The following is a 22,796-nucleotide window of genomic DNA, read 5'->3' on the forward strand; positions in this document are numbered from 1 at the left end:
CAAGATCGAAAACCCAATCCGAAACAGATCAAGCCGGCACGTCAGCCCGGAGAAAGATCTGGGCTAGGTGAAGGCGGGCGCTGCCGATTCCTGCTCGGAGGGCCACAGTCGTCAGCCACTCTCGGAGAGTGTGGGAATGCTCTCGGATTCCGAGCGGAATTCCCCACAATTCATTGCGTCACCCACAGCAGCCAACCACCCAATTGTCGTCGCGTTGCGGCTAACTCTCGCTCAACATCAACAAAGTGTCGGGGTGGACGCCGTCGTGTTTCATCGCTTCGCCGCCCTCGGCGGACTGCAGAAGTGCTTGGAAGGCATCCATATCAGGGATCTCGCAGATCAGCCCGACACGTTTTGAGCCCTGCGGGTCGACGAAAGTTCGGTATGTGACGCCCAGCCGACCGAAAACCTCGTCACGCTTCGGCGACTTCAGCCAAGAAGCAACGTCGTCGACCTCGTGGAACACCATGTAAGTAGCCATCGGGGACTGTCCTTTGCGGCGCTATGCCATGTGTGGGGTTGTTCCCGACCCGCTTCGGATCGTAACCGTCCAGATGCCGTCGTGAAGGGGCTTTGGTGTCGCTACGTCTACCGAATTACCAGGTCGAGCAGCGCTTGACGGAGATCCGGGCGCGCGCCGCTCGAGTACAACTCCTGCAGGCTGATGTCGGCTGCCATCGCTATGACGAGGTAAGCGATCGAAGGCGCATCGGGCCACCCGATCGCTTCGAGGTCAGCGCGCACAAGTTCGGCAAACATCGCATTGCGTTGTTGCACCTCGTCGAGCAGGTCTGCCTCGGTGCGGGCCTGGACGATAAATGCCTTTGTACCGCGTGTATTCAACGTGGCATCGAGGAAAGCGGCGACCCCGGACCGTAGCCGATCGAAGCCTGGCTGTTGACCGTCGACCGCTGCCACGACGAGTGCTGCCAACTCGTCGTGGTAGCGACGGTGGAGCGCGACGATGTAGCTGCGTCGATCAGCGAAATGTTGGTAGAAGCCACCTTTGGACATTGCGGCCTCGCTGACGACCGCGTTCACGGATAGGCCGCGCAATCCGTGTTCATCGACCACGGACATGCCGGCGTCGAGCAGGTTGTTCCGTCCCGGCTCTGCAGGTCGTGCCATTCGTGCCTCCTCGATTCGGATTCAGCATACGGCTACCCTTGACCGACTGGTCGGTCATTGGTAGCTTCGCTCCATGAACGGTGCCGAGAAGCTGCCAGGTGCGTTGGACCGCAGGGGGTTCCAACGGGCTTCGGTGAAACGCCGCATCGCAACCGTCGTCGCAGTGACGTGGTCCGCCGTGGTGTTCGGGACGGGTCCCAGTGTGGCCAAAGAACCTCTGCCGGTCCCGTACAGCTACTTCGCGGGTATCCAAGCGTCTGTGAAGAGTCCGGGGGCGGCTCCTCCTGGATCCAACGACTGGAACTGCAAGCCGACAGCGGAGCATCCGAATCCCGTTGTGCTGGTTCATGGATTTCTGGGGACGATGACCAGCGCCTGGCAGACGCTGTCGCCCCTTCTGGCGAACAACGGCTTGTGCGTTTTCGCTCTGACCTATGGGGTGACGGCCACCAGTCAACTGGGCGCAATGGCGGCGATCGAGAAGAGCGCAGCCGAAGTCGGACAATTCATCGACCGTGTACGCGCCGCGACCGGCACCGAGCAAGTAGATCTCGTCGGCCACTCGATCGGAGCGACACTGCCGTTCTACTACTACAACTATCTCGGTGGTGCGGCGAAGGTTCGTCATCACGTGGGGTTAGCCCCCTGGTACCGCGGAACGACGCAACTCGGCGCAGCGCCGACGCTCCTGGCGCTTATGGGAATGCCGGGAATCGGGCCCGCGGTCCTCGAACAGTGCGGCGTCTGTGATCAGGCCTTGGTCGGGTCGCCGTTCATCGAGGTGCTCAACGCCAATGCCGCTGTGGCACCGGGAATCTCGTTCACCAACATCATGACCCGCAACGAAGAAGTCGCAACTCCGTATACAACCGGCTACCTCGACGGACCGAACGTCACCAACATCGTTGTGCAGGAACGATGCTCGCTCGACAATACGGATCATTTCCAATTGCCGTACGACCCGATCGCAACGCAATACGTCCTGAATGCGCTCGACCCCGCGCACGCCGTCGAACCGCAATGCAGGGTTGTGCTGCCATTTGTCGGGGCGATCTAGCCCGCTGGCCGGGTGCTTCTTGCGTGAGTGCGTGGACGTTCGCGTACGGGTCCCAGCCGGCGTCGTCATGGGTCTCGTACTCCATGAAATCTGCGACCCCACGGGCGACGTCGTCGCCGTGCAGGAATCGAATCAGTGCCGCCGCCATGTCGCCAAGGCCGCCCGGGACGAGGACGATATCGCCTGGTGCTGCGTCGGCGTACCCGTGTTGTGCGACGCTGTCAGCCCTCGTACTTCGGGATGTCGATCTTCATAGGCTGCGCGCCGAAGGAGGCACCGTTGCTGGTGACGGTGACGTCCCAGATCCCGATTCCCGGTCCGACAATGTCTTTCGATGTGCCAACCGCACCCGGACCGTTGAGCTTGCGCGTGTAGTCCACGGTCACTCCATCGCCCTGTCGTTTGAAGTGGAACGTCAGCTCGACCGAGCACGGGCCGACGCCGTACAACATGCCCGTGAGGCCAAGGGCCGCCGAGTCCGGATAGTGCCCGAGACCTGCGTCTATGATGCCTGCGCAGATTCCAGGGTTGGCGAGCGTGTAGATCGTCGTCTTGGTGTTTCCATCGGCCGCTGCGGCCGTTCCTGCGGATACGACAAGCGCCGCAGCAGCAGCGGTACAGGCGAATCCAGTCGCGGCAATCGAAAAACGCATGCGATTCAGCTCCTTCGTCATGGCTCTACGGCGGGATCGCCTTCACAGACGATGCCTGTCGATTCGCTGTGCCGGGCGATTTCGCTTCCGAAGTAGCGCGTTTGTTATCGAGATTCGATGCGCATCACGTTGCTCTCACTGCGTTACCCGTGAGACGCCAGTGCCGGTCCGAGCCAACGTCGGACCAGGAGTCGCACCTCGTCGTCTGTGCGAGGTGGATCGGCGGGATACTCGAGGAACGAGACCATAAGCCGCATGACGATCTCGGCGAGCGACTCGAAGTCTCCGTCTCGCACACCGATCGAATCCCAGTCGACGGGGGTCCGCCGCAGCATCTGCGCGCCGTAGGACATCGCTTGCGACGACGTCACGCCACGGGTGAAGACCTCGTTCTCGCCGGCCTGGAGTAGCAGCCCGATATAGGGCTCGGTCGGAATTGTGTTCAGCGAGAACACGATCGACTCCGCCACCGCCTCCGCAGGACTTGTCACGTGAGCGAGATGAGCCTCCATGCGAGCGAGGAATTGCGCTGTGCCTGCTTCGGCGACCGCAACGAGCAGGTCGGGTAGGCCAGGAAAGTACCGATACACCGTTTGACGGGTGACGCCGAGCTCGGTGGCGACGGCCGCGATGTTCGTCTTCGTTGGGCCTAGCCGATCGACGCACCGTGTTGCAGCAGCGACGATCCGCTCACGTGCTTCGTCCTCGTCTCGAGGCAAGTCTCCTTGCCAGCCACGGGTTCTCACTGCCGGATCATCGCACGGAGGACCCGATCCGGGTGCCTTCCGGTCGCCGTGCAGGACCGCTTCGAGGTACCAGAACCGCGACGACGCAGGCGGCGGCGGCAAGGAAACACAGCAACGTGTAGGGCGCATTGCCGATCGGTGTGCCGTCGGTCGTCGTACCACCTTGCGCCCCAACGAAGCTGGGCAACGCACCCGCCCACAGCAAGGCGAACACGACGAGCCAAACAACCGGATAGATCCGAACGAATGCGTCCGCGGGTTGTGAGTCTGCGTCGTTTCGCCGCTCCAGCCAGGCTCGGATCAGCACGGTCCCGCCGACGACCCACAGCACGACTATTTCGATCGTCAACACGATCGCTTGCGCCGTCGTATTCGGATCGTCCCCACCGAAGAGTGCGCTCGGGATACTCGCAATGGGCATCGCGAGCGGAGCCAATGCTCCCACCAAAACGATTCGCGGAAGCAAAGATCGCGCTCGGAAATGTCGGCCGCTCCACGCGGGCTGGCCGATGAGTTTGACGAGCAGATAGGTGATCGCACCGAAGGACACGGACGCGAACACCATGATGCTGTTCATCGGTACCGACGCAAGCAATGGGTGGTTCACCTTGTTGTCGAGATTCCATGCCCACCACTTCAGTTGCGGGCCAAGCTGATCGAACACCTCGTAGAAGACCTGACAGACGAAGGCCACACAGACCGCACCGACGAAGGCCCCACGGCGCTGGAACACCCCGAGCACGCGCACGAGTTCGTAGGCAAGTTGGCTGAGGGCGGGATAGATCGCCACGATATAGAGCGGTAGGCGGTCGAACATAAACTGCACCGTGAAGACGTTGTGCGCGAATATGAAGCCGAACTGCTCCTCCAGACCGAACCAGCCAGGGAAGTACAACGGCGGTTCGATGACGAAGAGATACACCAGCGACGCGAACCACAGCGAGAGGTTCGTCGGGTCACCGTCGCGGCGCAGCCGTCGCAGCGCGTGCACGAAAGCGAACACCGCTCCGCCGATGATCAAAATCTCGAGAATCGGCATCGACCAGTGGGCGAGTTCTGCCGGGTTTCGAACCGTCACAACCGTATTCGCGTCAGTGCAGGAGAATCCGAGATACCCGGTAAGGCGTTCGGCCGCGTCGTCACACGTCGCACTCATGCCACGCCCAACGTGTAGTCGGTCGCTGGCGGATCACGCTGTAGGTCGAAGCTTCGCGGCAACTTCTGCCGTCCGAGCAGCAGTTTGACCTTGTAGCGGATCAGTCCCGCGATCACGCGCGGGTTCTTCGCCATATCGATCATCGACTCGTCGAGGTTGAATACGCGGGCGAAGTGTTCCTCGACGACGTCGTCCTCGCGCGCTGCGGCCGTGATGAGGTTGAAGACCGGCCACACCATGGCCGCCGAGACCTTGCGGACCAGTCGGGACGCCGTTTCGGTGCCGGTCGCGTGGTCGTAGCCCTGGTCACGTGCAACCGCCAGCATCCACGGAACCTGAAGCGACTTGCGCTGATCGCCGAGGAAAGCACGGAAGAACCAGGTATCGAGTTCTGTCGTATTACGAAGGCGCTCAGCCAAGATGATCGCCGAACGCGCCGCGGAACTCATCCCCTGTCCGTAGAACGGGTTGAACGCACAGATCGCATCGCCGATCGCGACCAGGCCGAGTGGTGGGGTCGGCATCAAGTCGTACCGTCGCCACTTGTTTCCGGTCGAACGAGTGAGGTGCACCTCGGATAGCTGTTCGCATTCTTTCATCGCCGCAGCGAACACCGGCGTCCGGATCCGTTGTGCCGCAGCGATAAACGAGTCGGTCTTCTTCGGCAGTTCCAGACCCCACGCCCCCATGCAGGCGATCGCTCGGTCGCCCTCGATCGGGAAGAAGTTGACCAGATAGTCGAACTCTTCCGGATGTTCACCCTTGGCTTGGTTGGGCATGATCGCGAGGTGTTGCCACCACCAGCTGTCGGGTCGCTCGTCAGCCGGCGGAAGTTGATACCACAGCGACGAGTAGGCGACCTTGGCGTCGAGCGACCGCACCGGCGGTTCTGCCCAGCCTGCCGCGGCAAGCCATGCCGGGACCGACGAACCTCGACCCAACGCGTCGACAACCAGATCTGCCGAAATCGATTGTTCGCCGTTGGCATCGGTGAAGTTGACGCCGGTGACTCGGCCGGAACCGGTGCCACCCCGCTCGGTCTCGATGCCGCGAACCACGACTTCCTCACGGATGGTCACGTTGTCGAGCTTGCGGACCATGTCGCGAAGGACGCGTTCGATCAAGATCCGGGAGCCGTAGACCATCGTCATCGACCCGGACTTGCGTGGCGCCCACCCGACCGCCTCGCAGTAGGCCGCGTCGCGCGACGGGTTCAACATCCGGCCGCCCGCTGCGAGAAGAGCCGCCTCGTAACCAGGGAAGAGGCTCTCGATCGCACGCCGACCCGAGTTCAACATGAAGTGCGGATGCTTGCTCTGCGGCACTCCTCGCCGATGTTGTGCATCCGCCGGCAGCGAATCTCGTTCCAGCACAATAACTTCGTCGAAGTGCGGCGCAACGGCCCCTGCGGCGCACAACCCCGCAACGCTTCCGCCAAGGATGACAACTCGTTTTCCGATCGCCACGATCAAACCCTTCGGTCATACACAAGTTCAATTATTGTATGACCGGAGGTTGGGTTGATGTCAATAGGCGGCAGTCACCCGGGAGTTTGTGGGAAAGCACTCGGAATCCGAGAGCAATCAACCACAATCTGCAGGTTCGAACGATTAGGCGAGCTTGGCGAGAATCGACCGCAGTGTGTTCAGTTCGCTTCGGCTCAACTTGGCGAACACCGGAGGGGCGGGATCCTCTAGCCCGTCGATGCTCGCGACGACTCGACGTCCTTCGTCGGTCAGCGACACCACCTTGGACCTGCGATTGTTCGGATGCGCTTCGCGGACAACGAGTCCGCGATCCTCGAGGTCGTTGAGGGCGACGGTGGTTGCCGGAGCGTCCATGGTCGCGGACTCGGCGATCTCTTTCGGCGTCATTTGCCGCTTGGCCAGCCTGCGGAGCACTCGAACCCTGCTGAACGGTAGCCCGGAGGTCTCGACCACGCTCCGCCGCCAAGCGTCGCGGTTGTCGAAAACGACCGCTGCCATGGCACGCCATACGTCGTCCGTGGTCGGCTCAGTGGGCATGGACGGCCTCCTTGGGTGCAACGGAACCGGCAATCAGCGGGGCGAGGCGCTCGGCAGAGCGGAAGGCGCGCGGGGTCGTGGAGAAAAATCCCAGAATGGTGATGACGACGCCCAGCCCGACGCAGATGAACCAGAGTGGTCGCGCTGCTGCAGCGAAGTCTGCGCCGGTGTTCGCGATCGCAGCCCCGGCAACCGAACCACACAGCGCCACACCGATACTCACCCCGATCTGACGGCTCGTCGAGGTCACCGCCGAGGCAGCACCAGCCCGATCGAGAGGCATTCCACTGACCGCCGCGTTGGTGATCGGGGCGTTGACCATCGAGAAGCCGATCCCGAACACCGCGAAGATCGAGACTAGCCCCCACACTGGGGTGGTCTTGGTCAGGAACGTCAGCAGGATCGACGCGGTAGTGATGAGTACTCCTGCCGCCAGTAATGACGGGCGGGCGCCATATCGGCCGACCAGCCGACCCGAGATCGGCGAGAACACCAGTGCGCCGATTGCGATCGGTGCGTAGATCAGGCCGGTGTGCATGGCTGAATAGCCACGCTCGGACTGTAGGTAGAGAGACATCATGAACAAGAACGCGCCCCATGCCGAGAACGCGGAGATCGCGGTCAGGGTCGCGCCGGCGAATGGAATGCTGCGGAAGAAGCGTAGGTCGATGAAGGGGTCGTGGCGTCTTTGCTCATAACGCACGAAGGCTACAAAGGCGCTCACCGCGACCAGTGCGACGGCTACGACCCGGGGGTTGGTCCAGCCGTAACCCGGACCCTCGATGAGCGTGAAGACGACGCCGAACAGAAATACCACCGCAAGTCCCTGGCCGACCGGATCGATGTTCCGCATGGTCTTCGACTTGGTCTCCGGTACGAAAATCGCTGTCAACGCGATGGCGGCAGCGCAGATCGGCAAGTTGATCCAGAACACTGCCCGCCAGCTGATCAGCTCGATCAAGAAGCCGCCGACCACGGGCCGAGCGCCATCGAGATGCCGACAACCGCACCCCAGAAACCCAGTGCCCGCGCGCGTTCCACCCGCCCGGTGAATACCTGCGAAATAATCGACAGCGCAACGGGATTGAGCATGGATCCCCCAACGGCCTGCAGCAGTCGCGCGACGATCAGCGTCTCGATGTTGGGAGCGAGACTGCACAGCAGCGAGCCGATCGCGAACACGACGAGCCCGATCTGAAAGACCCGCCGACGGCCGAACCGGTCGCCCGTAGCGCCCGAGAGCATCAGTAGCGACGCCAGCACCAGGGTGTAGACGTCGACCACCCACTGCAGCTGGGACGGCGACGCATGCAGGTCCGAGCGGATGCTCGGGATGGCGACGTTGACGATCGTCGCGTCCATCGACACGATCAGCAGGCTCAGACAACACGACACCAAGATGATGGCTTTGCGCCGAGGCGTGAGCTCATCAATGGTTGTATTCATGCAACCATTGTTAAACTACAACTGTTATTCGCGCAAGTGGGTCCCGAGTGGGCACGACGGAATCGCGATGCTCGCCCAGGGCGAACGCACTGCCGGACCGCGATCAGGACTGATCGACGTCCAAGTCGACGCCGAGGTCGGCGGCGATCCGCTCGAGGTCGGCACGAATGTCCGCGAAATCGAGTTGCGGCGGGACGCGAACATCGATGGTCGCCTCGAATAGGAGACCGCCCGCCATCGGCGCTTCCCGCGTGTTGGTAGTCATTCGGTCGATACTCAATCCACGGGTCGACAGGACAGTCGACAGCTCGTGGACGATGCCGGGGCGGTCGTTTCCGAGGACGGCGAGCGTGAGGATCGTCGATTCCTGATCGGTCTCGGCACGGTCGTGCGCGCCCGTGTGCACGGACACCTCGAGGAGCCCATCGAGCGTGTGAGTGGCCGACAGGAATCCGTCCAGCCGTTCCGGGGGAATGCTGACGACGACGATGCCGGCGAACTTCCCCGCGAGTTCCGCCATCTGGCTTTCCTCCCAGTTGCCGCCATATGACGCAATGACATCGGCAAGCGAGGAAACCAGCCCGGCGCGGTCGTCACCGATGACTGTCAGTACGAGGCGTGGCATGCCGAGATCGTAACCAGCCGCGGTAATCGCCCGGTGCTTCGGTGTATGAGGCAAATCACAAAAATAAGCGCTTGCTCATTAAATAAGCAATCGCTTATTCTGAACCCATCAAATTGGTGGAGGTCGGATGAGTGTCGATGAGAGCGTCGTCAGCGGTTCCAAAGCGGCCGCACGACTGCGGGCTGCCGCAATCGAGGCGTTCGCAGCGAACGGCTTCGGCGCCACGACAACCCGAGAAGTCGCCGCGCGCCTCGAAATGAGTGCAGCCGCAATGTATCCGCACTACAAGTCCAAGGAAGAACTGCTCTTCGCAATTGCGTACGAAGGTCATCAACTGACCCTCGAATGGCTGCAAGCCGCCGACCCGGTCGGCGAAGCGCCTGCGGACCGATTGCGTGCCGTCGTCGGAGAGTTCGCAAAGAATCAGGCGACTCATCACGCCCGGGCCCGGGTTGTCGAGTACGAACTTGCCGCACTGACAGACGAACACTTTCGGGTGATCGCGGGACTGCGACGTGACGTCGTGCGGCTCGTGAGGCGGATCGTCCAGGCTGGTGCTGACGACGGCTCGTTCGCCGTGCCCGATGTCGAGGGGGTCACCCTCGCGATCGTCTCGCTCTGCGTCGACGTCTGTCGCTGGTTTCCAGGTGGTACCTACACAGAACCGGACACCGTCGCAAAGCTGTACCCCGAGTTGGCGATTCGACTCGCCGGCGCACATTCCTAGGCAGTACCCGACCAACTGCCACCGCAACAAAGAGGATATCCAATGAAACAATTGTCCGGACTCGACGCCGCCTTCTTGACGCTCGAAACCCATAATTCGACTGGACACGTCGGAGGGGTGTGCATTCTCGATCCGACCGAAGCGCCGCAGTTGCTCGACCTTGCGGCGTTGACGTCGCTGATGGCCGAGCGTGCGCCGCTGATCCCGATCCTGCGGCAACGGTTGAAGTTCGTGCCCCTCGGGCTCGATCAGCCGTACTGGATCGACGACGAGTTCTTCGACATCGAGTTCCATGTGCGTGAAATATGTCTTCCCACACCAGGTTCCGATGCGCAGCTTGCGGAGCAGGTCGCGCGCCTCCATTCACGGCCCCTCGATCGGCGCAGGCCACTGTGGGAGATGTACCTCATCTCAGGGCTCGCGGGCGGCAAATTGGCCGTCTACACGAAGATGCATCACTCGGCCATCGACGGTGCATCCGGAGCAGAGCTGTTGACAGTTCTGCTCGATCTGACGCCGGAAGGAAAACCACGCACGCCCGCGCCCGCATTCACGCCCGAATCGGCGCCGAGCTCGACGACACTGCTCGCCCGCGCGGCCGGTTCGCTTGCGAAGCGTCCACTCGGCGCCGTTCGTATCGCCACGATCGTCGGTCGCTCGCTTCCGATGGTCGGGAGCTACGTCTCGCCATACGTGGATGCGGCACTCGGCCGCGGCTCGAACGACGGTGACGTCATCTCGACAGCCCCTGGCCTGGCTCCACGCACACCCTTCAACGAGGAGATCACGCTCCATCGACGGTTCGCGTTTCGTAGCGTTTCGCTCGACGACGTCAAGACCGTGAAGAACGCCTTCGGAATGTCCGTCAACGACGTTGTCATGGCGATGTCTGCCGGCGCCGTGCGGAATTGGCTGATCGATCACGACGCGTTACCCGAATCTCCCTTGGTCGCAATGGTTCCGGTGTCCGTCCGCGACGAGGCCAGCAAATCCAGCCTGGGCAACAAGGTCTCTGCGATGTTGGCGTCGCTGCCGACCAACGTCAGCGATCCGGTCGACCGGCTGACGCGCGCGCACACTGCCACTGTTGTTGCGAAGGCGCAGCACGCCACGATCCCACCCGGGCTGATCGAGAACGTCACCGACTTCGCACCGCCGGCATTGGTTGCGCGGGCTGCCCGAGTCGCATTTGCCACCGGACTTCTCCATCGCATCCCGCCGTACAACCTGGTGATCTCGAACGTGCCAGGACCCAACGTTGACGTGTTCCTCGGCGGTGCGAAGTTGCTCGCCAACTATCCGGTATCGGTCGTGACGGACGGTCAGGGTTTCAACATCACCGTCAACAGCCTCGGCGGCGAGCTGCATTTCGGACTTATCGGTTGTCGCGAGCTTGTTCCCGACATCGACGTCATCGCGACCTACCTTGTCGACGAGCTGGCGTTGCTCGTGAAGCTCGCACGAGAAGCAAAGGCAACGGTGTGAGTGCGGTTCGACCTTGATAGGCGCGAGGCGAGTGCCGCGAACGCTGTGCCTGCGCGCGTAACCTGGGGTAATGCGGTACACCGACTGGGGTGAGCGCGCAGCTCGTTGGTCCGGAATCCGCAGCGAGACAGTCGATGTGCACGGCAACAAGGTGCACTACCTCGTAACCGATCAGGCGCGGACGACGGACGGGCCAGTTCACGTACTTGTTTCCAACCCAGCGAACAGCGCCTCGAACTGGCTCGATGTACTCGCGGCGCTGCGACCCCACGTGCACGCGATCGCGGTAGACCTGCCCGGCACGATCGCGGGCCACACCATGCTGCCGAACCGGCGGGCGGCGAGCATCGAAACCAACACGCTGTTCCTGCGCGATTTCATCGACGCACTCGAGCTCGATCGGGTCGTTGTTCACGGGTGGTCTGCGGGCGGGATGATCGCTTTGCTGTTCGCCGACCAGGCGCCCGAACGGGTTGCGGCACTCGTGTTGGTGGTGCCGGCACTTCCTCCGCCACTGACAGACCGCGAGGCCCGCACGTGCCAAAGGATCGGCAGGGCGGGGTTGGCCATCGTCGCACCGGTCGCCCGTGTGCTGCTTCGCGTTTCGGCGCGACGGATCCTAGCACTGTCGCAGCGGCAACTGGCCGATCCAGCGTCGATCGGGCGCAGCAGATGGAATGCGGGCGGTGACATGACCAGAATGTCGCCGGAAATCACAGGTGTCATGCGAGACGAGATGTCGGCTGTCGAGCCGACGCGAATGGGAAACCTGGTCACGGTGTACGCCTCGGTGTTGTCGCTGATGCTTGTCCGGCGGCGACCCGTGCTCGACGCGATGCGCCGGGTCGCGGCGCCGACTCTGCTTCTCTGGGGCGATGAGGATCGCATCTGTCCCCGCGCGTCGATCGATGACTGGACGGGTCAGCGGTCCGACTGGAATTTGGTGGTCCTACACGGTGTGGGTCATGCGCCGCCGATCGAAGTCCCCGGCGATTACGCTCGCACGGTCATCGACTGGTGTGAGACGGGCCGAGACAGGTAGGGCATCCACTATCCGAGCTTTTGCTGTGGCCGCCGATAGTCTCCACTTATGGGCGTGAGTGCGGGTGAGTCGCCGAATCTTCCCGAGTCGGTCGTCACCGAACTGCGCCGCACTACCGCAAATCTTTTGGGAAACGTGTCGTCGTACGCCGACGACATGCTCGACTACATCCTCGAGCGGATTCCCGAGGCCGGGGCCGATGACGATCTCCGCGGCCTGACGCTCGGGTCGTGCTCGTCGAACCTCGAGGCAGCGCTGTCGATGGTCCGGCACGGTATCGACGTGAACGCCGCGACGGCGCCGGTCACCGCCCTGGAGCACGCGCGAGCCATGGCGGCCCGCGGCTACGACGTCGATGTGATGCTGCGCTTCTACCGGGTGGGTCACGCCTACTTCAGCGAACGCATCCTGGCCCGGATCACCGATTTCGTGCCGGATCCGGCTCTGGCCCTTGCGGTTGTGGCCGATCTGCAGCGTTACGCGTTCGCCTATGTCGACCGCATCTCCAGCGAGGTTGCCGCTGAGTACGTGGCCGAGCTCGACCGCATGCAGAACCGGGTCCGCGCGGCCCGGACCGATGCGGTCCGCGGGTTGATTGCCGGCGACCGGATCGACCTCACGCGTGCCGAGCAGACCCTGTCCCACCGGCTCACCGGATGGCAGACCGCGTTCGTCTGCTGGACCGATCGCGATGACGCAGACCTCGCGCGCGTCGGTACCGCGGTCGGTGCTTACTTCGGATCGCTGCATCCGCTGCTCGTCCCGGACGGCGCCCAGGCGCTGTGGGGGTGGGTCTCCACCACTCGGGCTCCCGACGTGGCGTCGGATGACCTCGCGCCGTTGTCCGGTCAGATTCCCGCGATGGTCCAGATCTGCATCGGCACGCCGTCGCGGGGTCCCGGTGGCTTCCGCGACTCACACGCCCAGGCGAAGCGCGGCCGTCGCATAGTCGAGATATCCGGCCGGGCGGCTCCCGTGACGTTCTACGTCGAGCTGGCGCTGGTGGACACGATGAGCGGCGACCTGGATCTTGCCCGTGCTTTCGTCGCGTCCGAACTCGGTGCCTTGGCGGTCGTGGGGCGCCGGGAGGAAGAGGAACGACGAACACTGCTGGCAGTGCTCGACGCACAAGGTGGGCTGGCAGCCGCGGCCGCGGAGTTGGGGGTGCACCGCAACACCGTTTTGCAGCGCCTGCGCCGCGCAGAGGAACGTCGAGGACGTCCCAACGCTGATCGCGTTGCTGAGCTGCACGCGGCACTTCGACTGGTCCAGGTACTCGGCCCTGTGGTACTCACCTGAGCAATATGTGCTGCGCGCACATTGGAGTGTGCCCAGACCCACTGGTGGTGCCAGCTCGCGATTCGTAGCTTTGGGAGCATGTCAGCGACCACAAAGCAACCCGCGCCCGCAGCCTCGCGTCACGCGCTTCCTGACCCCGGAGAAGGCGTGCCGAGGATCTCGTGGCCCATTGTCGGCATCTTCTCCGGTGCCATCGCGGTCTTCGCGTTCTCCACATGGGCGGCGCTGACCGACAGGCTTCCGGTTCTGGTTACGGTCGGGCTCAGCGCGACCGCGGTCTTCGTGCTGTTCACCGTGTTGCACGACGCCTCGCATTACTCGATCAGCACCCACCGCTGGGTCAACGTCGCCTTCGGTCGCGTGGCAATGTTCTTCGTCTCGCCGCTGATCTCGTTCAAGTCGTTCGCGTTCATCCATATCGAGCACCACCGCAACACCAACGACGACGACAACGACCCCGATCACTTCGTCAGCTCCGCACCATGGTGGCAGCTGCCCATCCGATTCCCGGCGATGGATCTGCCGTACATCGGTTTCCTGGTACGCAACGTGCGCCGACGCCCCCGCGCCGAGGTCTTGGAAACGGCGACCTTGATGACGATGTCGCTGACGGTGATCGTGTGGGCCGCCTGCACCGGAAATCTGTGGACGCTCGCGGTGATCAGCCTGATTCCCGGGCGGGTGGCGATGTTCGTGCTCGCCTGGTGGTTCGACTGGCTGCCGCACCACGACCTGAAAGACACACAAAGCGAGAACCGCTACCGTGCCACCCGCAACCGCGTCGGCTCCGAATGGGTCCTCACACCACTGCTTCTCTCGCAGAACTATCACCTCGTCCACCACCTGCACCCCTCGATCCCGTTCCACCGCTACGTCGCAACCTGGCGACGCAACGAGGAGGCCTACCTCGAGCGAGATGCTGCGATCGGCACCGTCTTCGGTCAGCAGCTCGACCCAGACGAGTACCGCGAGTGGAAGCGGATCAACGGCAAACTGGCCCGCGTCCTGCCAGTGCGGATACCGAAGCGATCCTCCGCCCACGCCGCGGTGTTCCATCCGATCCGGGTCGCCAGCGCCGACCGACTGACCGACGACAGCGTGCTGATCACCTTCGATGTGCCCGACGACCTGCGCGAAGAGTTCTCCTTCGAGGCTGGCCAGCACATCACCGTCCGCACCGACCTCGGCGGCGAAGGCGTCCGACGCAACTACTCCATCTGCTCCTCGGCCACTTCCGACACGTTGGCGATCGCCGTCAAACACATTCCCGGCGGCGCCTTCTCGACCTTCGCGTTGGAGCGTCTGCGGGCCGGCGACATCCTCGAGCTGATGACACCGTCCGGATCGTTCGGCACACCGCTGCACCCACTCGCCACGAAGAACTACGTGGCTATCGCCGCAGGCAGCGGTATCACCCCGGTGCTCTCGATCCTGGCGACGACACTCGCGGTCGAGACCGAAAGTCGCTTCACCCTGATCTACGGGAACCGCGACGCCGGTAGCACTATGTTCCGCGACGAGCTCGACGACCTCGAAGCGCAGTACGCCGACCGGCTCCGGATCATCCATCTGCGCTCCCGCGATCCGCGACATCCGGCACATCTGCGCGGTCGCGTCGACCGTCCGAGGCTCGACCAATTGCTTGACTTCGAGCTCGCCGTGGCCTCGGTCGATGACTGGTTCATGTGTGGACCGCTCGAGATGGTGACCGACCTGCGGGACCTACTCATCGAGCGGGGCGCCGAACCGGACCACGTCCACGTGGAACTTTTCCATGGCTACCAGACGCGCAAGGTCGCCGACGACTTCTCCCCGGCGACCGTCGCGGTCACCCTGCGCGGCGGCCAGCACGAAGTCGTGCTGGCAGCTGGCGACACCGTGCTCGAATCTGCGCTGAAGGCCGGATTGGACGCGCCCTATGCCTGCCTCGGCGGAGCGTGCGGCACCTGTAAGGCGAAGGTACTGCTCGGCTCGGTCGCGATGGAACAGAACTTCGCCCTATCGCAGGCCGTCGTAGAAGACGGCTACGTGCTCACCTGCCAATCGCACCCGACCACGCCGTCGGTCACCGTCGACTACGACGCCTGACTCACCTACTTGGCCGGCGCGTAGATCTGGTTGATGACGCCGGTGCTGAACACATCGGCTGAGGCCAGGGCCAGTTCGACAGTGTCGTCGAGCTTGTCGAACCAGCGCGCGCCTTTGCCGACGACGATGGGGTGGACGAACAGTTGCAGCTGATCGAGCAGGCCGGCGCGTAGCAGCGATTGGACGAGGGTGAGGCTGCCGGTGATGGCGATGTCCTGGCCCTCGGTCTTTTTGAGCGCTTCGACGCTGGTAACCATGTCACCGCTGACGATCTCGGTGTTGTTCCAGCTGGCTTCGGTCAGCGTGTTGGTGACCACGTACTTCTTCTGGTTGTTCATGAAGTCGGCGAACTCGTCGTCGCTGGTTGGCCAGTGCGAGGCGAACTCTTCGTACTGCACGCGGCCGAGCAGCATGGCGTCGGACGTGGCCATGGCCGCCCCGATCGCGGCTCCCATCTCGTCGTTGAAGTAGGGAAAGTGCCAGGTGTCGGGCGCTTCGGCAACGCCGTCGGCGGAAACGAACAGGCTGGAAATGATCTTGCGCATCGGGTTCTCCGTCGTCTGAGTGGGTGTACCGTACTGTACGGTTCTGGGTGAACTGAACAGTACGGTACTCTCTTGGAAGGTGTCAGCCGATATTCGAATCCGACCTCAAGGAGGCCTCATGCCACCAACCGAGACTGTCGAGGGCAGCGCCAGCGAGCAGGCGCGGCAGCGGATCATGGAAGCAGCGATGGAGGTGTTCCTGCGCGACGGTTACCTCGGCGCCAAGACCGACGAGATCGCCGCTGTGGCGGGGTCGTCGAAGCAGACGATCTACAAACGATTCGGCAGCAAGGACAGGCTGTTCGAACACATCGTTCTCGATCGCCTGGAGGGCATCGACAGGATCTTCCGTGACGCCATCGGGGAACTCGCTACCACCGACGACGTCGAGACGACGCTACGTGCGGTCGCCCACCGATTCGTCCATTTGCTCACTGGGACAGCGCAATTGCGAGTCCGGCGACTGGTTATCGCCGAGGCAGGGCGCTTTCCACAGCTTGGGCGCGCCTATTTCGAGGCCGGGCCCGAACGCGTCCACGCCATGCTCGCCTCCTGTTTCGCGCAACTGACCGACCGCGGACTGTTGCGGGTCGACGAGCCGGAGCTGGCTGCCAATCACTTCACCTGGCTCATTGTGTCGATTCCGGTCAACAAGGTCATGTTCTGCGGAGAGAGCACCACGTTCAGCGCCGCCGAACTCGACCATTACGCCGACACCGGGGTCGAGGTCTTCCTCGCCGCCTACCGAGCCCCAGGATCCGGGAGCCGGTGACCTGAGTCGAGGAGGACTTCGTCGAGCCATGCGATGACGTCGCTCAGCAATGTTCGAGCCTCGGCTTCTTCCTCGAGGCCGTGGTAGGCACCCTGGTAGGTCACCAACGTGCTGCTCGGCACGAGCTGAACGACCTCGCGACTGGCCGATATCGGGTTGATCAGATCTGCGTCGCCGTGCAGTACGAGCAACGGCACCTGCACGCTCGGAGCCGCTGACCTGACGCGCTCCATCTGGGCGAGGACATCCACGGCGAACCGCGCGGTCGCCCGACCATGCACCAACGGGTCGGCTTTGCGTGCTGCGACGACCTCGCTGCTGCGATTCACTCTTTCGAATCGCAACCCGTTCGGCAGCGACAGTGTCGGATGGGCACGTGCGAGCAGCCTCGCGATCGCGACCTTGAGGCGTTGCTGGCGGAGTTGTGAGTCGAACGCGGGACCGCTCACGACGACGCCGGCCAAGTCAGCGCCGGGGCGGTCGGCTGCGTACAGGAATGCGTACAGACCGCCGAGGCTGTGGCCGTAGAGAAAGACCGGTAGACCGCCGGTGCGGACGCGTTCCTCACCGATCAACCGATCCAGGTCACCGCACGTTGGTCCGTAGCGGACGTCGCCTCGGTGTCCGAACGACTCCCCGAATCCCTCGTAGTCGAAGGCTGTCACTGCGAACCCGGCATGCGTAAGTCGTTCCGCAACAACGGCATAGCGACCGGCGTGCTCCCCGAGACCGTGCAGGACGACGACACTCGCACACGTTCGATCTGCCGGTACCCACCGACGCCAGGCAATCGCCTCGCGATCGGAACGCAGGAGTGTGCCCCTCGGTTCGTGCAAAATGTCCACGTGGATCCCTTCGTAGTGTCGAGCGCCAGTTTCGTGGCGTCAGCACGACGGGGGCTTGTACGAACCTGCTAACTAAGTCACGACCTGCCAACGGATTTGGCCGAAGTCCGAAGGGGGCGCCCCGAACGCTCGGCGGCAGACTCGGTTCAGGTGAGAGCTGTCGACGAATCCCGCCGCATGGGCGGCCTCGGTCAACGAGGCTCCTTCAGCAACAGCAGCCACGGCGCGCTGGAGCCTCGCCCAGCGAACGTACGCCCGGAACGGGAGTCCGAGGTCTCGTGTAACCAGATGGGCTAGACGGCTTTCCGAGATATGAACGTCGGCAGCGACATCTCTCAGGCGAATCGGACCGAGCGCGACGCGTGCAGCCAGCGAAGCAATCGCCGCATCTATCGCGGGATGTCTCTCGGTCGGCCCGGCCTCCAGCGACGTCTGAAGGCCGATCCCGTTCCATAGACGTTTCGAGTTCGTCAGCGTGTTTCCAGCTGAGCACCACGCCGCGACCGAGTCGGCCTGCTCGACAAGCTCGGTCAACTCCCTGCCGAGCGCGGACTCCGGGTCGACATGTGCCACGAGACCTGTTGCGCTACAGGCTTCAAACGCATGGGCCGTGTTCGGTGGGACAACTGCAGCCCGAGTGCGCTCGTGCCGCCCCTCACCATCTTCGATCACAAAGCTGCCCGTGTCTGCGACCGCGACCTGAACCGAGTGGTGCGCATGGCGCGGCAATGAACCCATCGGACCATGGAGTTCGAGGACGCCTGGCCGCAGTACTCCCGTCCCGGCCCACCGTACGTTCATGGGGACAACGTTATTGGGTTTCAGGGCGCCGAGTGGGAAACATGCCAGACGACAACGTATACAAACCGACCTCCAGTCGGTTAGTGTGATCGGCACACACCACGACGGGGGTCGACCATGTCCAAGCCTTGGCGTCGCGAACCAAGCGCGACGCTCGCTGCGCGAGGTTTGCAGACGACAATCGCGCTCGCGGTACTCGCGCTGACGGCCGGGTGTACCTCGTCGCCATCGGTAAGCCCAATCGAAGGAGCAGTTATGGACCAGGCACCCGAACGCTTCACGATAGTTCCCGACGACTACCACGTGCCCTACGCCGGAACCGCCGAGGACGGCCGCAAATTCTTCCTCAGCGAGGAGCTGTTCTCCGAACGCGCCGCCTACGTCGGCGTTTTTCTGTGGAAGGCGGACGGCAGCTTCGACGAGGTCCGCGTCGACGAGATCGGTCGGCCGGCGGGGTTACCTCCTGGGCAGGCCGGTCCCGCGGGTGCAGAGGATCTTGTCCAAGCCCGATTGGCCGAGCTGGGCAACTACGTCCTCGAGCCCATCGAGGTGGTCCCGTTCGCTGAGGACGTCGATGGCATCACCTTCGGTTGGAAGGTCGGCCAGTATGACGACGGCACGTACTTCATCAACATCGAGCCGGGAAACTTCATTTGCTACTCCGAACCCTGGGACGGCCTCGAGTACGACACGTAACGGCGGTCGGTCTCACACCACCAACGTGTGTGTTTGCCTTCCTATTCAAGAACAGGCGAGGGCACGAGCGTCCGGTAGACGTACGTCGACGCGATCACTACAACAGAAATCGCGACGAGGATTCCTACGACGCAGCCCAAGCCTGTTGGAGCTTTTCGCACGAAGGGGACCGTCCGACCACCAAGTCGCGCGAGTGGATACTTGCCGAATGCGAGGGTGGAATGTGCTGGCCGTGTCCGCATTCGTCATTGCGGCCGCGGTCGCCTGCGGATCCGAATCGAGCGAAAATCAAGGCACATGCGTCGACCCGCCGAAGGTCGACGCAGTTCGCGACGCAACAGGCAACAGCGCCCGGCCTGCGCAGACCGAGCCATACGTAACCTGCGACGGCGTGACCACTGAAAACGAACTCGCCCTTAGTGGTGGCTGGCCGGCGTCCATACCCCCACTCCGCGGAGAAGGACCACTCGAAGTTGCCGTGTCACCGGCCATCGACGAACTCGTTGCGAGATACGTCCCTGATTCCGCATCCACACCCAACAACCAGGTCTCGGCACGTACCCAGCAACTGCGCGACGGGCGGTTCAGCGTCGACGCACCTCCCTCAGCAGGATGCTGGCTCCTGGAAATGGACGTCGGTGTCGGCTGGGCGATTATGGTCACGACGGGTGAGGCCGAACTACCATGTCCGGCTGCGTGATTGGTCGTACAAGTGGGTCTCTGGTCTCGTAAGCCGGAGTGCTGATCGAATTCGATTTCGAAGTGCGGTCATCGGATCGGTGGTTCCTCAGTGGCCGGCGCGAGGTTCCGCCGCTCGATGCAGGCCGAGGAATCACGGCGGCGTTCGGTACCGCTCACTGCCGCGGGGATCAGCTGCAACGTTCTCGCCGCTTACGGCCTGCTCGTCCGCGCCGACCGGATCCACGACGCCCTCGACGCACTCGATCGATTACGCAATCGCCGGTGAACCTGCTCCGATACCCTCGGGTCGATATGGCTGCACACGATTCGAGTCGAGAGAGGTGCCTGCGCCGATGAGCGATGTCTTCCACCGACTTCCCCACGTGCGCAGCCTCATCGTCACCGAGTTGTTTTCGGCAGCGGGGGCCACGATGGCAGTCCTGGCCGTCGCATATCTGTCTTTCAACGATTCGAAGTCGGTCATCCACACCGTGCTCGTGTCGGCAGCATTCAGCCTGCCGACCGCGTTGCTCGGCACGTTCGCCGGACGCGTCGCGGCGCGGTCGGGCCACCGTCGAATGTTGTTCTTCTGCACCATCATCAAGCTCGGCCTGTATGTCGCAATGGCCGCACTGGCCTTCGTCGACGCGCTGTCCATCCCGCTGTTGCTCGCAACCAGCGTCGTCCTCGGCGCTGTCGCCGCCTTCGACTACCCGGCGTGGATGCAGTTCGAACGCGATATCGTGCCCGTCGACCAGCTGGACCAAGCGAACGGAACTCTGGGCGCATACGCGAGTGCCTCGACCTTCGTCGGCGGAATCCTCGGCGGTGTTCTGCTCGGCATCACCGGACCGTGGGCGCTGCTGTTGCTCAACGCCCTCAGCTACGGCGCGTTCATCGTGATCCTCGTCAAGACTCGTCCGGTCGAGCGTGACACCCGCCCAACGGAACGGGTCGGCTTCGCGGCCGTCGTACGTTACGTCCGAGGGCAACCGGCCATCGCTATCGCGTTCGTCCAGACCGGCCTCCTCGGCCTTTTCGTCGCACCGATTATGCAGCTCCTGCCTGCCATCGCCCATGGGCTGTCCGACGGAACAAACCTGGGAATCGTCACCGGCGCAGTGGCCGTCGGCGCAATCGGGTTGGCCGCAGTCGTCGGCCGGCTCCGAAAGCGCTTCAGCCGCTTGATGATTCTCTACGGAACGTTCGGCGTTTCCGGCCTCGTGCTGTTCTTCCTCGGCCTGTTCGGGGACGTGCTGGATGGGGCGCCGCTGTGGATCTTGGTCCTACTCGCGCTAGTACCCTTCGGCTTGCTGTTCTCCCTCGCCCAAGCAGTGCTCACGGCAATCGTTCAGACTCGCGTCGACCCGGCCATGGAAGGTCCGGTGTTCGCGGTCTACGCCATCATCTACACGCTGTGCGCGCCGATCGGCGGAATCTTCCTCGGTCGCTTCGCTGACCAACACGACGTCTGGGGTTCGCTCAAGGTCGCGGGGGTCATGGTCCTGTTCGCGAGCGTCGTCATGTTCGTTGTGCGACAACGACGTACGCGGGGTGACGTCGTCCGACCGGTCACCACCCGGTCCGGCCAGTTCGACGGGATACTGCGCGGCCATCTGCTGAATCTGAACTACGACCGAGACCGCACCAGCTAAGCCTTCTCGCCGAGTTCGACGCAGTTCGAGAACGTTCGCTCGGATTCCACTTTGGCTGTGCAGATACATCGACGAGCATCCCTGCGTCGAGTCTGCGCTGAAACATTGGCGAACGCCGTTCGTAACGTCCTGGGTTTCAACAACTTCGATGACCCGAGAAGTGGAGCGAACGAACATGAACGAGATCGTGACGGCGACATCGCGGTGACCGGATGCGGTCTTTGCATGGGCCGGACTTTGCTACCTGGCTTGCAGCTCAGCAGGACTAGTTCGTTGCCCGCTCGACGACGAGGTCGGCAGTCTGCACGACCAGGTCGGGTTGCGAGAACTGGATGTAGTGGTCGCTGCCGGTGGCGAAGATTTGGGGAGTGCGGGGAGCCAGGGCGACGAAGGTGTCTTGAGCCTTCTGGTAGCTCTGGTTGAGCGTCTCTGTCGTCAGTCCGGGAGGCAGCGTCTCTACCGCGAACGGCTCGGTCTTGGTCATGACCGCCACCGGCATGGTGGGTAGCGCGGGAGCGGCCTGCACTTGAGCGATGCTCGCGTCGATGTCCACGCGCTCGGAGTTCGGACTCTTCATCGACGGCATCGGCATTTGCTCGATCGGTGGGTTCAAGAGCTGGTCGCGATAGATCGCCCAGGCCGTCGCACCGATCGTCTCCGGCAGCGTCGGGCTCAGCGAATCGACGAAAACGATGCCGCGAACCTGGTCGGGATAGGTCTTGCCGTACAGCAGGCTGATGAGCCCACCGAGTGAATGGCCAACCAGAACGTACGGACCAGGGACCTCAGCCGCGGCAAGCGCCGCGTGTAGTTCGGCGACTATGTCGGCCGCGGTGCGAGGCTGGGGAACCGCTGTGCTGCGGTCGGTCAGCGGACCGTCACCTTCGTAGCGAATGGTGCCTGGCCGGTCGTATGCGCAGACGCGGTGCGACTTCGCCAGCGCAGGAAACACGGCTGGACCTTTCGCCGGAGTGAGCAAGCCCAACGCATCCTCGCTGGTCCAGGCGTCCGAGGAATCGTGATATCCCGCGACCAGAAGGACCGTCGGCGCGCCGCCGGAATTGCTGCCACTGCAGGTGAGATAGATATTTCGGCCGCCGATGTCGACCGACCTCGCGAAGTCGTCGGTGTCGTCGGACTTCGACTATGAGCACGACGACAGCGTGATCAGGGCAAGTGCAGCGAGAGCGATCGAGCGCATCAGCACGCGCCAATCGTATCCCTCGACACCCCCACCCCTGTGAGTATTTTGCGAGTCCATAGAGGTTGTTGAGTCCACACACATATGGGACATCTGATGTCTACATACATGCGGGACAGGTTGT

24 protein-coding genes and 1 pseudogene are annotated in these 22,796 nt (G+C 63.1%); 12 read left to right on the plus strand and 13 right to left on the minus strand.

Annotated features, from left to right (window positions below; genetic code table 11):
* Nucleotides 1–220: 220 nt before the first annotated feature.
* Nucleotides 221–481, minus strand: a complete 261-nt coding sequence (locus tag ACHIRB_RS21950) for a hypothetical protein (protein WP_395113369.1) — start codon at nucleotides 479–481, stop codon at nucleotides 221–223.
* Nucleotides 482–588: 107 nt separating this feature from the next.
* Nucleotides 589–1,128 (minus strand): TetR/AcrR family transcriptional regulator, encoded by a 540-nt coding sequence (locus ACHIRB_RS21955; RefSeq protein ID WP_395113368.1) that lies wholly within the window; start codon nucleotides 1,126–1,128, stop codon nucleotides 589–591.
* 73 nt (nucleotides 1,129–1,201) lie between these two features.
* On the opposite strand from ACHIRB_RS21955, the gene ACHIRB_RS21960 reads away from it, so the two are divergent.
* Entirely contained in the window at nucleotides 1,202–2,185 is a 984-nt protein-coding gene (locus ACHIRB_RS21960; protein ID WP_395126249.1) for a lipase family alpha/beta hydrolase, read from the plus strand.
* 221 nt (nucleotides 2,186–2,406) lie between these two features.
* Here ACHIRB_RS21960 and ACHIRB_RS21965 read toward each other — a convergent pair whose 3' ends face one another.
* The 7 genes and pseudogenes from ACHIRB_RS21965 to ACHIRB_RS21995 form a co-directional block, all read right to left on the minus strand.
* On the minus strand, nucleotides 2,407–2,838 hold the full coding sequence (locus ACHIRB_RS21965; protein WP_395113366.1) for a hypothetical protein: 432 nt from the start codon (nucleotides 2,836–2,838) through the stop codon (nucleotides 2,407–2,409).
* Between the two features lie 143 nt (nucleotides 2,839–2,981).
* Nucleotides 2,982–3,557: a TetR/AcrR family transcriptional regulator gene (locus ACHIRB_RS21970; RefSeq protein ID WP_395113365.1), complete on the minus strand. Its 576-nt coding sequence runs from the start codon at nucleotides 3,555–3,557 to the stop codon at nucleotides 2,982–2,984.
* 34 nt (nucleotides 3,558–3,591) lie between these two features.
* Nucleotides 3,592–4,740, minus strand: coding sequence for a hypothetical protein (locus ACHIRB_RS21975; RefSeq protein WP_395113364.1), 1,149 nt, complete (start codon nucleotides 4,738–4,740; stop codon nucleotides 3,592–3,594).
* Entirely contained in the window at nucleotides 4,737–6,206 is a 1,470-nt protein-coding gene (locus ACHIRB_RS21980; RefSeq protein WP_395126247.1) for an FAD-dependent oxidoreductase, read from the minus strand. The genes ACHIRB_RS21975 and ACHIRB_RS21980 overlap by 4 nt, the downstream gene beginning before the upstream one ends.
* 144 nt (nucleotides 6,207–6,350) lie before the next feature.
* On the minus strand, nucleotides 6,351–6,764 hold the full coding sequence (locus ACHIRB_RS21985) for a MarR family winged helix-turn-helix transcriptional regulator (RefSeq protein ID WP_395113362.1): 414 nt from the start codon (nucleotides 6,762–6,764) through the stop codon (nucleotides 6,351–6,353).
* Nucleotides 6,754–8,210: pseudogene (locus ACHIRB_RS21990) on the minus strand (MFS transporter). The gene ACHIRB_RS21985 and the pseudogene ACHIRB_RS21990 overlap by 11 nt, the downstream one beginning before the upstream one ends.
* A gap of 103 nt (nucleotides 8,211–8,313) precedes the next feature.
* Nucleotides 8,314–8,835: a glycine cleavage system transcriptional repressor gene (locus ACHIRB_RS21995; RefSeq protein ID WP_395113361.1), complete on the minus strand. Its 522-nt coding sequence runs from the start codon at nucleotides 8,833–8,835 to the stop codon at nucleotides 8,314–8,316.
* Nucleotides 8,836–8,962: 127 nt separating this feature from the next.
* On the opposite strand from ACHIRB_RS21995, the gene ACHIRB_RS22000 reads away from it, so the two are divergent.
* The 5 genes from ACHIRB_RS22000 (at nucleotide 8,963) to ACHIRB_RS22020 (ending at nucleotide 15,476) form a co-directional block, all read left to right on the plus strand.
* Entirely contained in the window at nucleotides 8,963–9,562 is a 600-nt protein-coding gene (locus ACHIRB_RS22000; protein ID WP_395113360.1) for a TetR/AcrR family transcriptional regulator, read from the plus strand.
* Nucleotides 9,563–9,604: 42 nt separating this feature from the next.
* Nucleotides 9,605–11,047 (plus strand): WS/DGAT/MGAT family O-acyltransferase, encoded by a 1,443-nt coding sequence (locus ACHIRB_RS22005; protein ID WP_395126246.1) that lies wholly within the window; start codon nucleotides 9,605–9,607, stop codon nucleotides 11,045–11,047.
* 70 nt (nucleotides 11,048–11,117) lie between these two features.
* Nucleotides 11,118–12,089: an alpha/beta fold hydrolase gene (locus tag ACHIRB_RS22010; RefSeq protein WP_395126245.1), complete on the plus strand. Its 972-nt coding sequence runs from the start codon at nucleotides 11,118–11,120 to the stop codon at nucleotides 12,087–12,089.
* A gap of 48 nt (nucleotides 12,090–12,137) precedes the next feature.
* The gene (locus tag ACHIRB_RS22015) at nucleotides 12,138–13,388 is read left to right on the plus strand and encodes an RsbRD N-terminal domain-containing protein (RefSeq protein ID WP_395113357.1); all 1,251 of its coding nucleotides are present in this window, start codon (nucleotides 12,138–12,140) and stop codon (nucleotides 13,386–13,388) included.
* Between the two features lie 78 nt (nucleotides 13,389–13,466).
* Nucleotides 13,467–15,476: a fatty acid desaturase gene (locus ACHIRB_RS22020; protein WP_395113356.1), complete on the plus strand. Its 2,010-nt coding sequence runs from the start codon at nucleotides 13,467–13,469 to the stop codon at nucleotides 15,474–15,476.
* Between the two features lie 5 nt (nucleotides 15,477–15,481).
* On the opposite strand, the gene ACHIRB_RS22025 is transcribed toward ACHIRB_RS22020, so the two are convergent.
* On the minus strand, nucleotides 15,482–16,021 hold the full coding sequence (locus ACHIRB_RS22025) for a dihydrofolate reductase family protein (RefSeq protein WP_395113355.1): 540 nt from the start codon (nucleotides 16,019–16,021) through the stop codon (nucleotides 15,482–15,484).
* A 118-nt stretch (nucleotides 16,022–16,139) separates the two neighbouring features.
* Between ACHIRB_RS22025 and ACHIRB_RS22030 the strand changes: the two genes are divergently transcribed.
* The gene (locus tag ACHIRB_RS22030) at nucleotides 16,140–16,793 is read left to right on the plus strand and encodes a TetR/AcrR family transcriptional regulator (protein ID WP_199703877.1); all 654 of its coding nucleotides are present in this window, start codon (nucleotides 16,140–16,142) and stop codon (nucleotides 16,791–16,793) included.
* On the opposite strand, the gene ACHIRB_RS22035 is transcribed toward ACHIRB_RS22030, so the two are convergent.
* A complete protein-coding gene (locus ACHIRB_RS22035; protein ID WP_395126244.1) occupies nucleotides 16,763–17,638 on the minus strand; it encodes an alpha/beta hydrolase in 876 nt (291 codons plus the stop codon). The two genes, ACHIRB_RS22030 and ACHIRB_RS22035, sit on opposite strands and share 31 nt — an antisense overlap.
* A 72-nt stretch (nucleotides 17,639–17,710) precedes the next feature.
* Complete coding sequence (locus ACHIRB_RS22040) at nucleotides 17,711–18,439, minus strand: helix-turn-helix transcriptional regulator (protein ID WP_395113353.1); 729 nt, start codon at nucleotides 18,437–18,439, stop codon at nucleotides 17,711–17,713.
* 255 nt (nucleotides 18,440–18,694) lie between these two features.
* Here ACHIRB_RS22040 and ACHIRB_RS22045 point away from each other — a divergent pair, with 255 nt between their 5' ends.
* The 4 genes from ACHIRB_RS22045 to ACHIRB_RS22060 all read left to right on the plus strand — a co-directional run bounded on the left by ACHIRB_RS22045 (nucleotide 18,695) and on the right by ACHIRB_RS22060 (nucleotide 21,471).
* A complete protein-coding gene (locus ACHIRB_RS22045; protein WP_395113352.1) occupies nucleotides 18,695–19,135 on the plus strand; it encodes a hypothetical protein in 441 nt (146 codons plus the stop codon).
* A 208-nt stretch (nucleotides 19,136–19,343) separates the two neighbouring features.
* Nucleotides 19,344–19,835, plus strand: a complete 492-nt coding sequence (locus tag ACHIRB_RS22050; RefSeq protein WP_395126243.1) for a hypothetical protein — start codon at nucleotides 19,344–19,346, stop codon at nucleotides 19,833–19,835.
* Nucleotides 19,836–19,952: 117 nt separating this feature from the next.
* Nucleotides 19,953–20,102, plus strand: a complete 150-nt coding sequence (locus ACHIRB_RS22055; protein WP_395126242.1) for a hypothetical protein — start codon at nucleotides 19,953–19,955, stop codon at nucleotides 20,100–20,102.
* A gap of 67 nt (nucleotides 20,103–20,169) precedes the next feature.
* Complete coding sequence (locus ACHIRB_RS22060; protein WP_395113349.1) at nucleotides 20,170–21,471, plus strand: MFS transporter; 1,302 nt, start codon at nucleotides 20,170–20,172, stop codon at nucleotides 21,469–21,471.
* Nucleotides 21,472–21,736: 265 nt separating this feature from the next.
* Here ACHIRB_RS22060 and ACHIRB_RS22065 read toward each other — a convergent pair whose 3' ends face one another.
* Nucleotides 21,737–22,507: an alpha/beta fold hydrolase gene (locus ACHIRB_RS22065; RefSeq protein ID WP_395113413.1), complete on the minus strand. Its 771-nt coding sequence runs from the start codon at nucleotides 22,505–22,507 to the stop codon at nucleotides 21,737–21,739.
* On the opposite strand from ACHIRB_RS22065, the gene ACHIRB_RS22070 reads away from it, so the two are divergent.
* A complete protein-coding gene (locus ACHIRB_RS22070; RefSeq protein WP_395113348.1) occupies nucleotides 22,490–22,621 on the plus strand; it encodes a hypothetical protein in 132 nt (43 codons plus the stop codon). The two genes, ACHIRB_RS22065 and ACHIRB_RS22070, sit on opposite strands and share 18 nt — an antisense overlap.
* Nucleotides 22,622–22,796 lie beyond the last annotated feature (175 nt).

Origin of the sequence: Antrihabitans spumae (assembly GCF_043944905.1) — a bacterium.
In the GTDB taxonomy this organism is placed as follows: Bacteria; Actinomycetota; Actinomycetes; order Mycobacteriales; family Mycobacteriaceae; genus Antrihabitans; species Antrihabitans spumae.

Excerpts from the sequence above, each read along its gene's own strand:
- ACHIRB_RS21955 (WP_395113368.1), bottom strand. The coding sequence starts at position 1,128 with ATGGCACGACCTGCAGAGCCGGGACGGAACAACCTGCTCGACGCCGGC.
- ACHIRB_RS22040 (WP_395113353.1), bottom strand. The coding sequence starts at position 18,439 with ATGAACGTACGGTGGGCCGGGACGGGAGTACTGCGGCCAGGCGTCCTC.
- ACHIRB_RS21950 (WP_395113369.1), bottom strand. The coding sequence starts at position 481 with ATGGCTACTTACATGGTGTTCCACGAGGTCGACGACGTTGCTTCTTGG.
- ACHIRB_RS22015 (WP_395113357.1), top strand. The coding sequence starts at position 12,138 with ATGGGCGTGAGTGCGGGTGAGTCGCCGAATCTTCCCGAGTCGGTCGTC.
- ACHIRB_RS21985 (WP_395113362.1), bottom strand. The coding sequence starts at position 6,764 with ATGCCCACTGAGCCGACCACGGACGACGTATGGCGTGCCATGGCAGCG.
- ACHIRB_RS21960 (WP_395126249.1), top strand. The coding sequence starts at position 1,202 with ATGAACGGTGCCGAGAAGCTGCCAGGTGCGTTGGACCGCAGGGGGTTC.
- ACHIRB_RS22020 (WP_395113356.1), top strand. The coding sequence starts at position 13,467 with ATGTCAGCGACCACAAAGCAACCCGCGCCCGCAGCCTCGCGTCACGCG.
- ACHIRB_RS22045 (WP_395113352.1), top strand. The coding sequence starts at position 18,695 with ATGGACCAGGCACCCGAACGCTTCACGATAGTTCCCGACGACTACCAC.
- ACHIRB_RS21965 (WP_395113366.1), bottom strand. The coding sequence starts at position 2,838 with ATGCGTTTTTCGATTGCCGCGACTGGATTCGCCTGTACCGCTGCTGCT.
- ACHIRB_RS22005 (WP_395126246.1), top strand. The coding sequence starts at position 9,605 with ATGAAACAATTGTCCGGACTCGACGCCGCCTTCTTGACGCTCGAAACC.
- ACHIRB_RS22055 (WP_395126242.1), top strand. The coding sequence starts at position 19,953 with ATGCAGGCCGAGGAATCACGGCGGCGTTCGGTACCGCTCACTGCCGCG.
- ACHIRB_RS21995 (WP_395113361.1), bottom strand. The coding sequence starts at position 8,835 with ATGCCACGCCTCGTACTGACAGTCATCGGTGACGACCGCGCCGGGCTG.
- ACHIRB_RS21975 (WP_395113364.1), bottom strand. The coding sequence starts at position 4,740 with ATGAGTGCGACGTGTGACGACGCGGCCGAACGCCTTACCGGGTATCTC.
- ACHIRB_RS22060 (WP_395113349.1), top strand. The coding sequence starts at position 20,170 with ATGAGCGATGTCTTCCACCGACTTCCCCACGTGCGCAGCCTCATCGTC.
- ACHIRB_RS22025 (WP_395113355.1), bottom strand. The coding sequence starts at position 16,021 with ATGCGCAAGATCATTTCCAGCCTGTTCGTTTCCGCCGACGGCGTTGCC.
- ACHIRB_RS22050 (WP_395126243.1), top strand. The coding sequence starts at position 19,344 with ATGCGAGGGTGGAATGTGCTGGCCGTGTCCGCATTCGTCATTGCGGCC.
- ACHIRB_RS22000 (WP_395113360.1), top strand. The coding sequence starts at position 8,963 with ATGAGTGTCGATGAGAGCGTCGTCAGCGGTTCCAAAGCGGCCGCACGA.
- ACHIRB_RS22010 (WP_395126245.1), top strand. The coding sequence starts at position 11,118 with ATGCGGTACACCGACTGGGGTGAGCGCGCAGCTCGTTGGTCCGGAATC.
- ACHIRB_RS22030 (WP_199703877.1), top strand. The coding sequence starts at position 16,140 with ATGCCACCAACCGAGACTGTCGAGGGCAGCGCCAGCGAGCAGGCGCGG.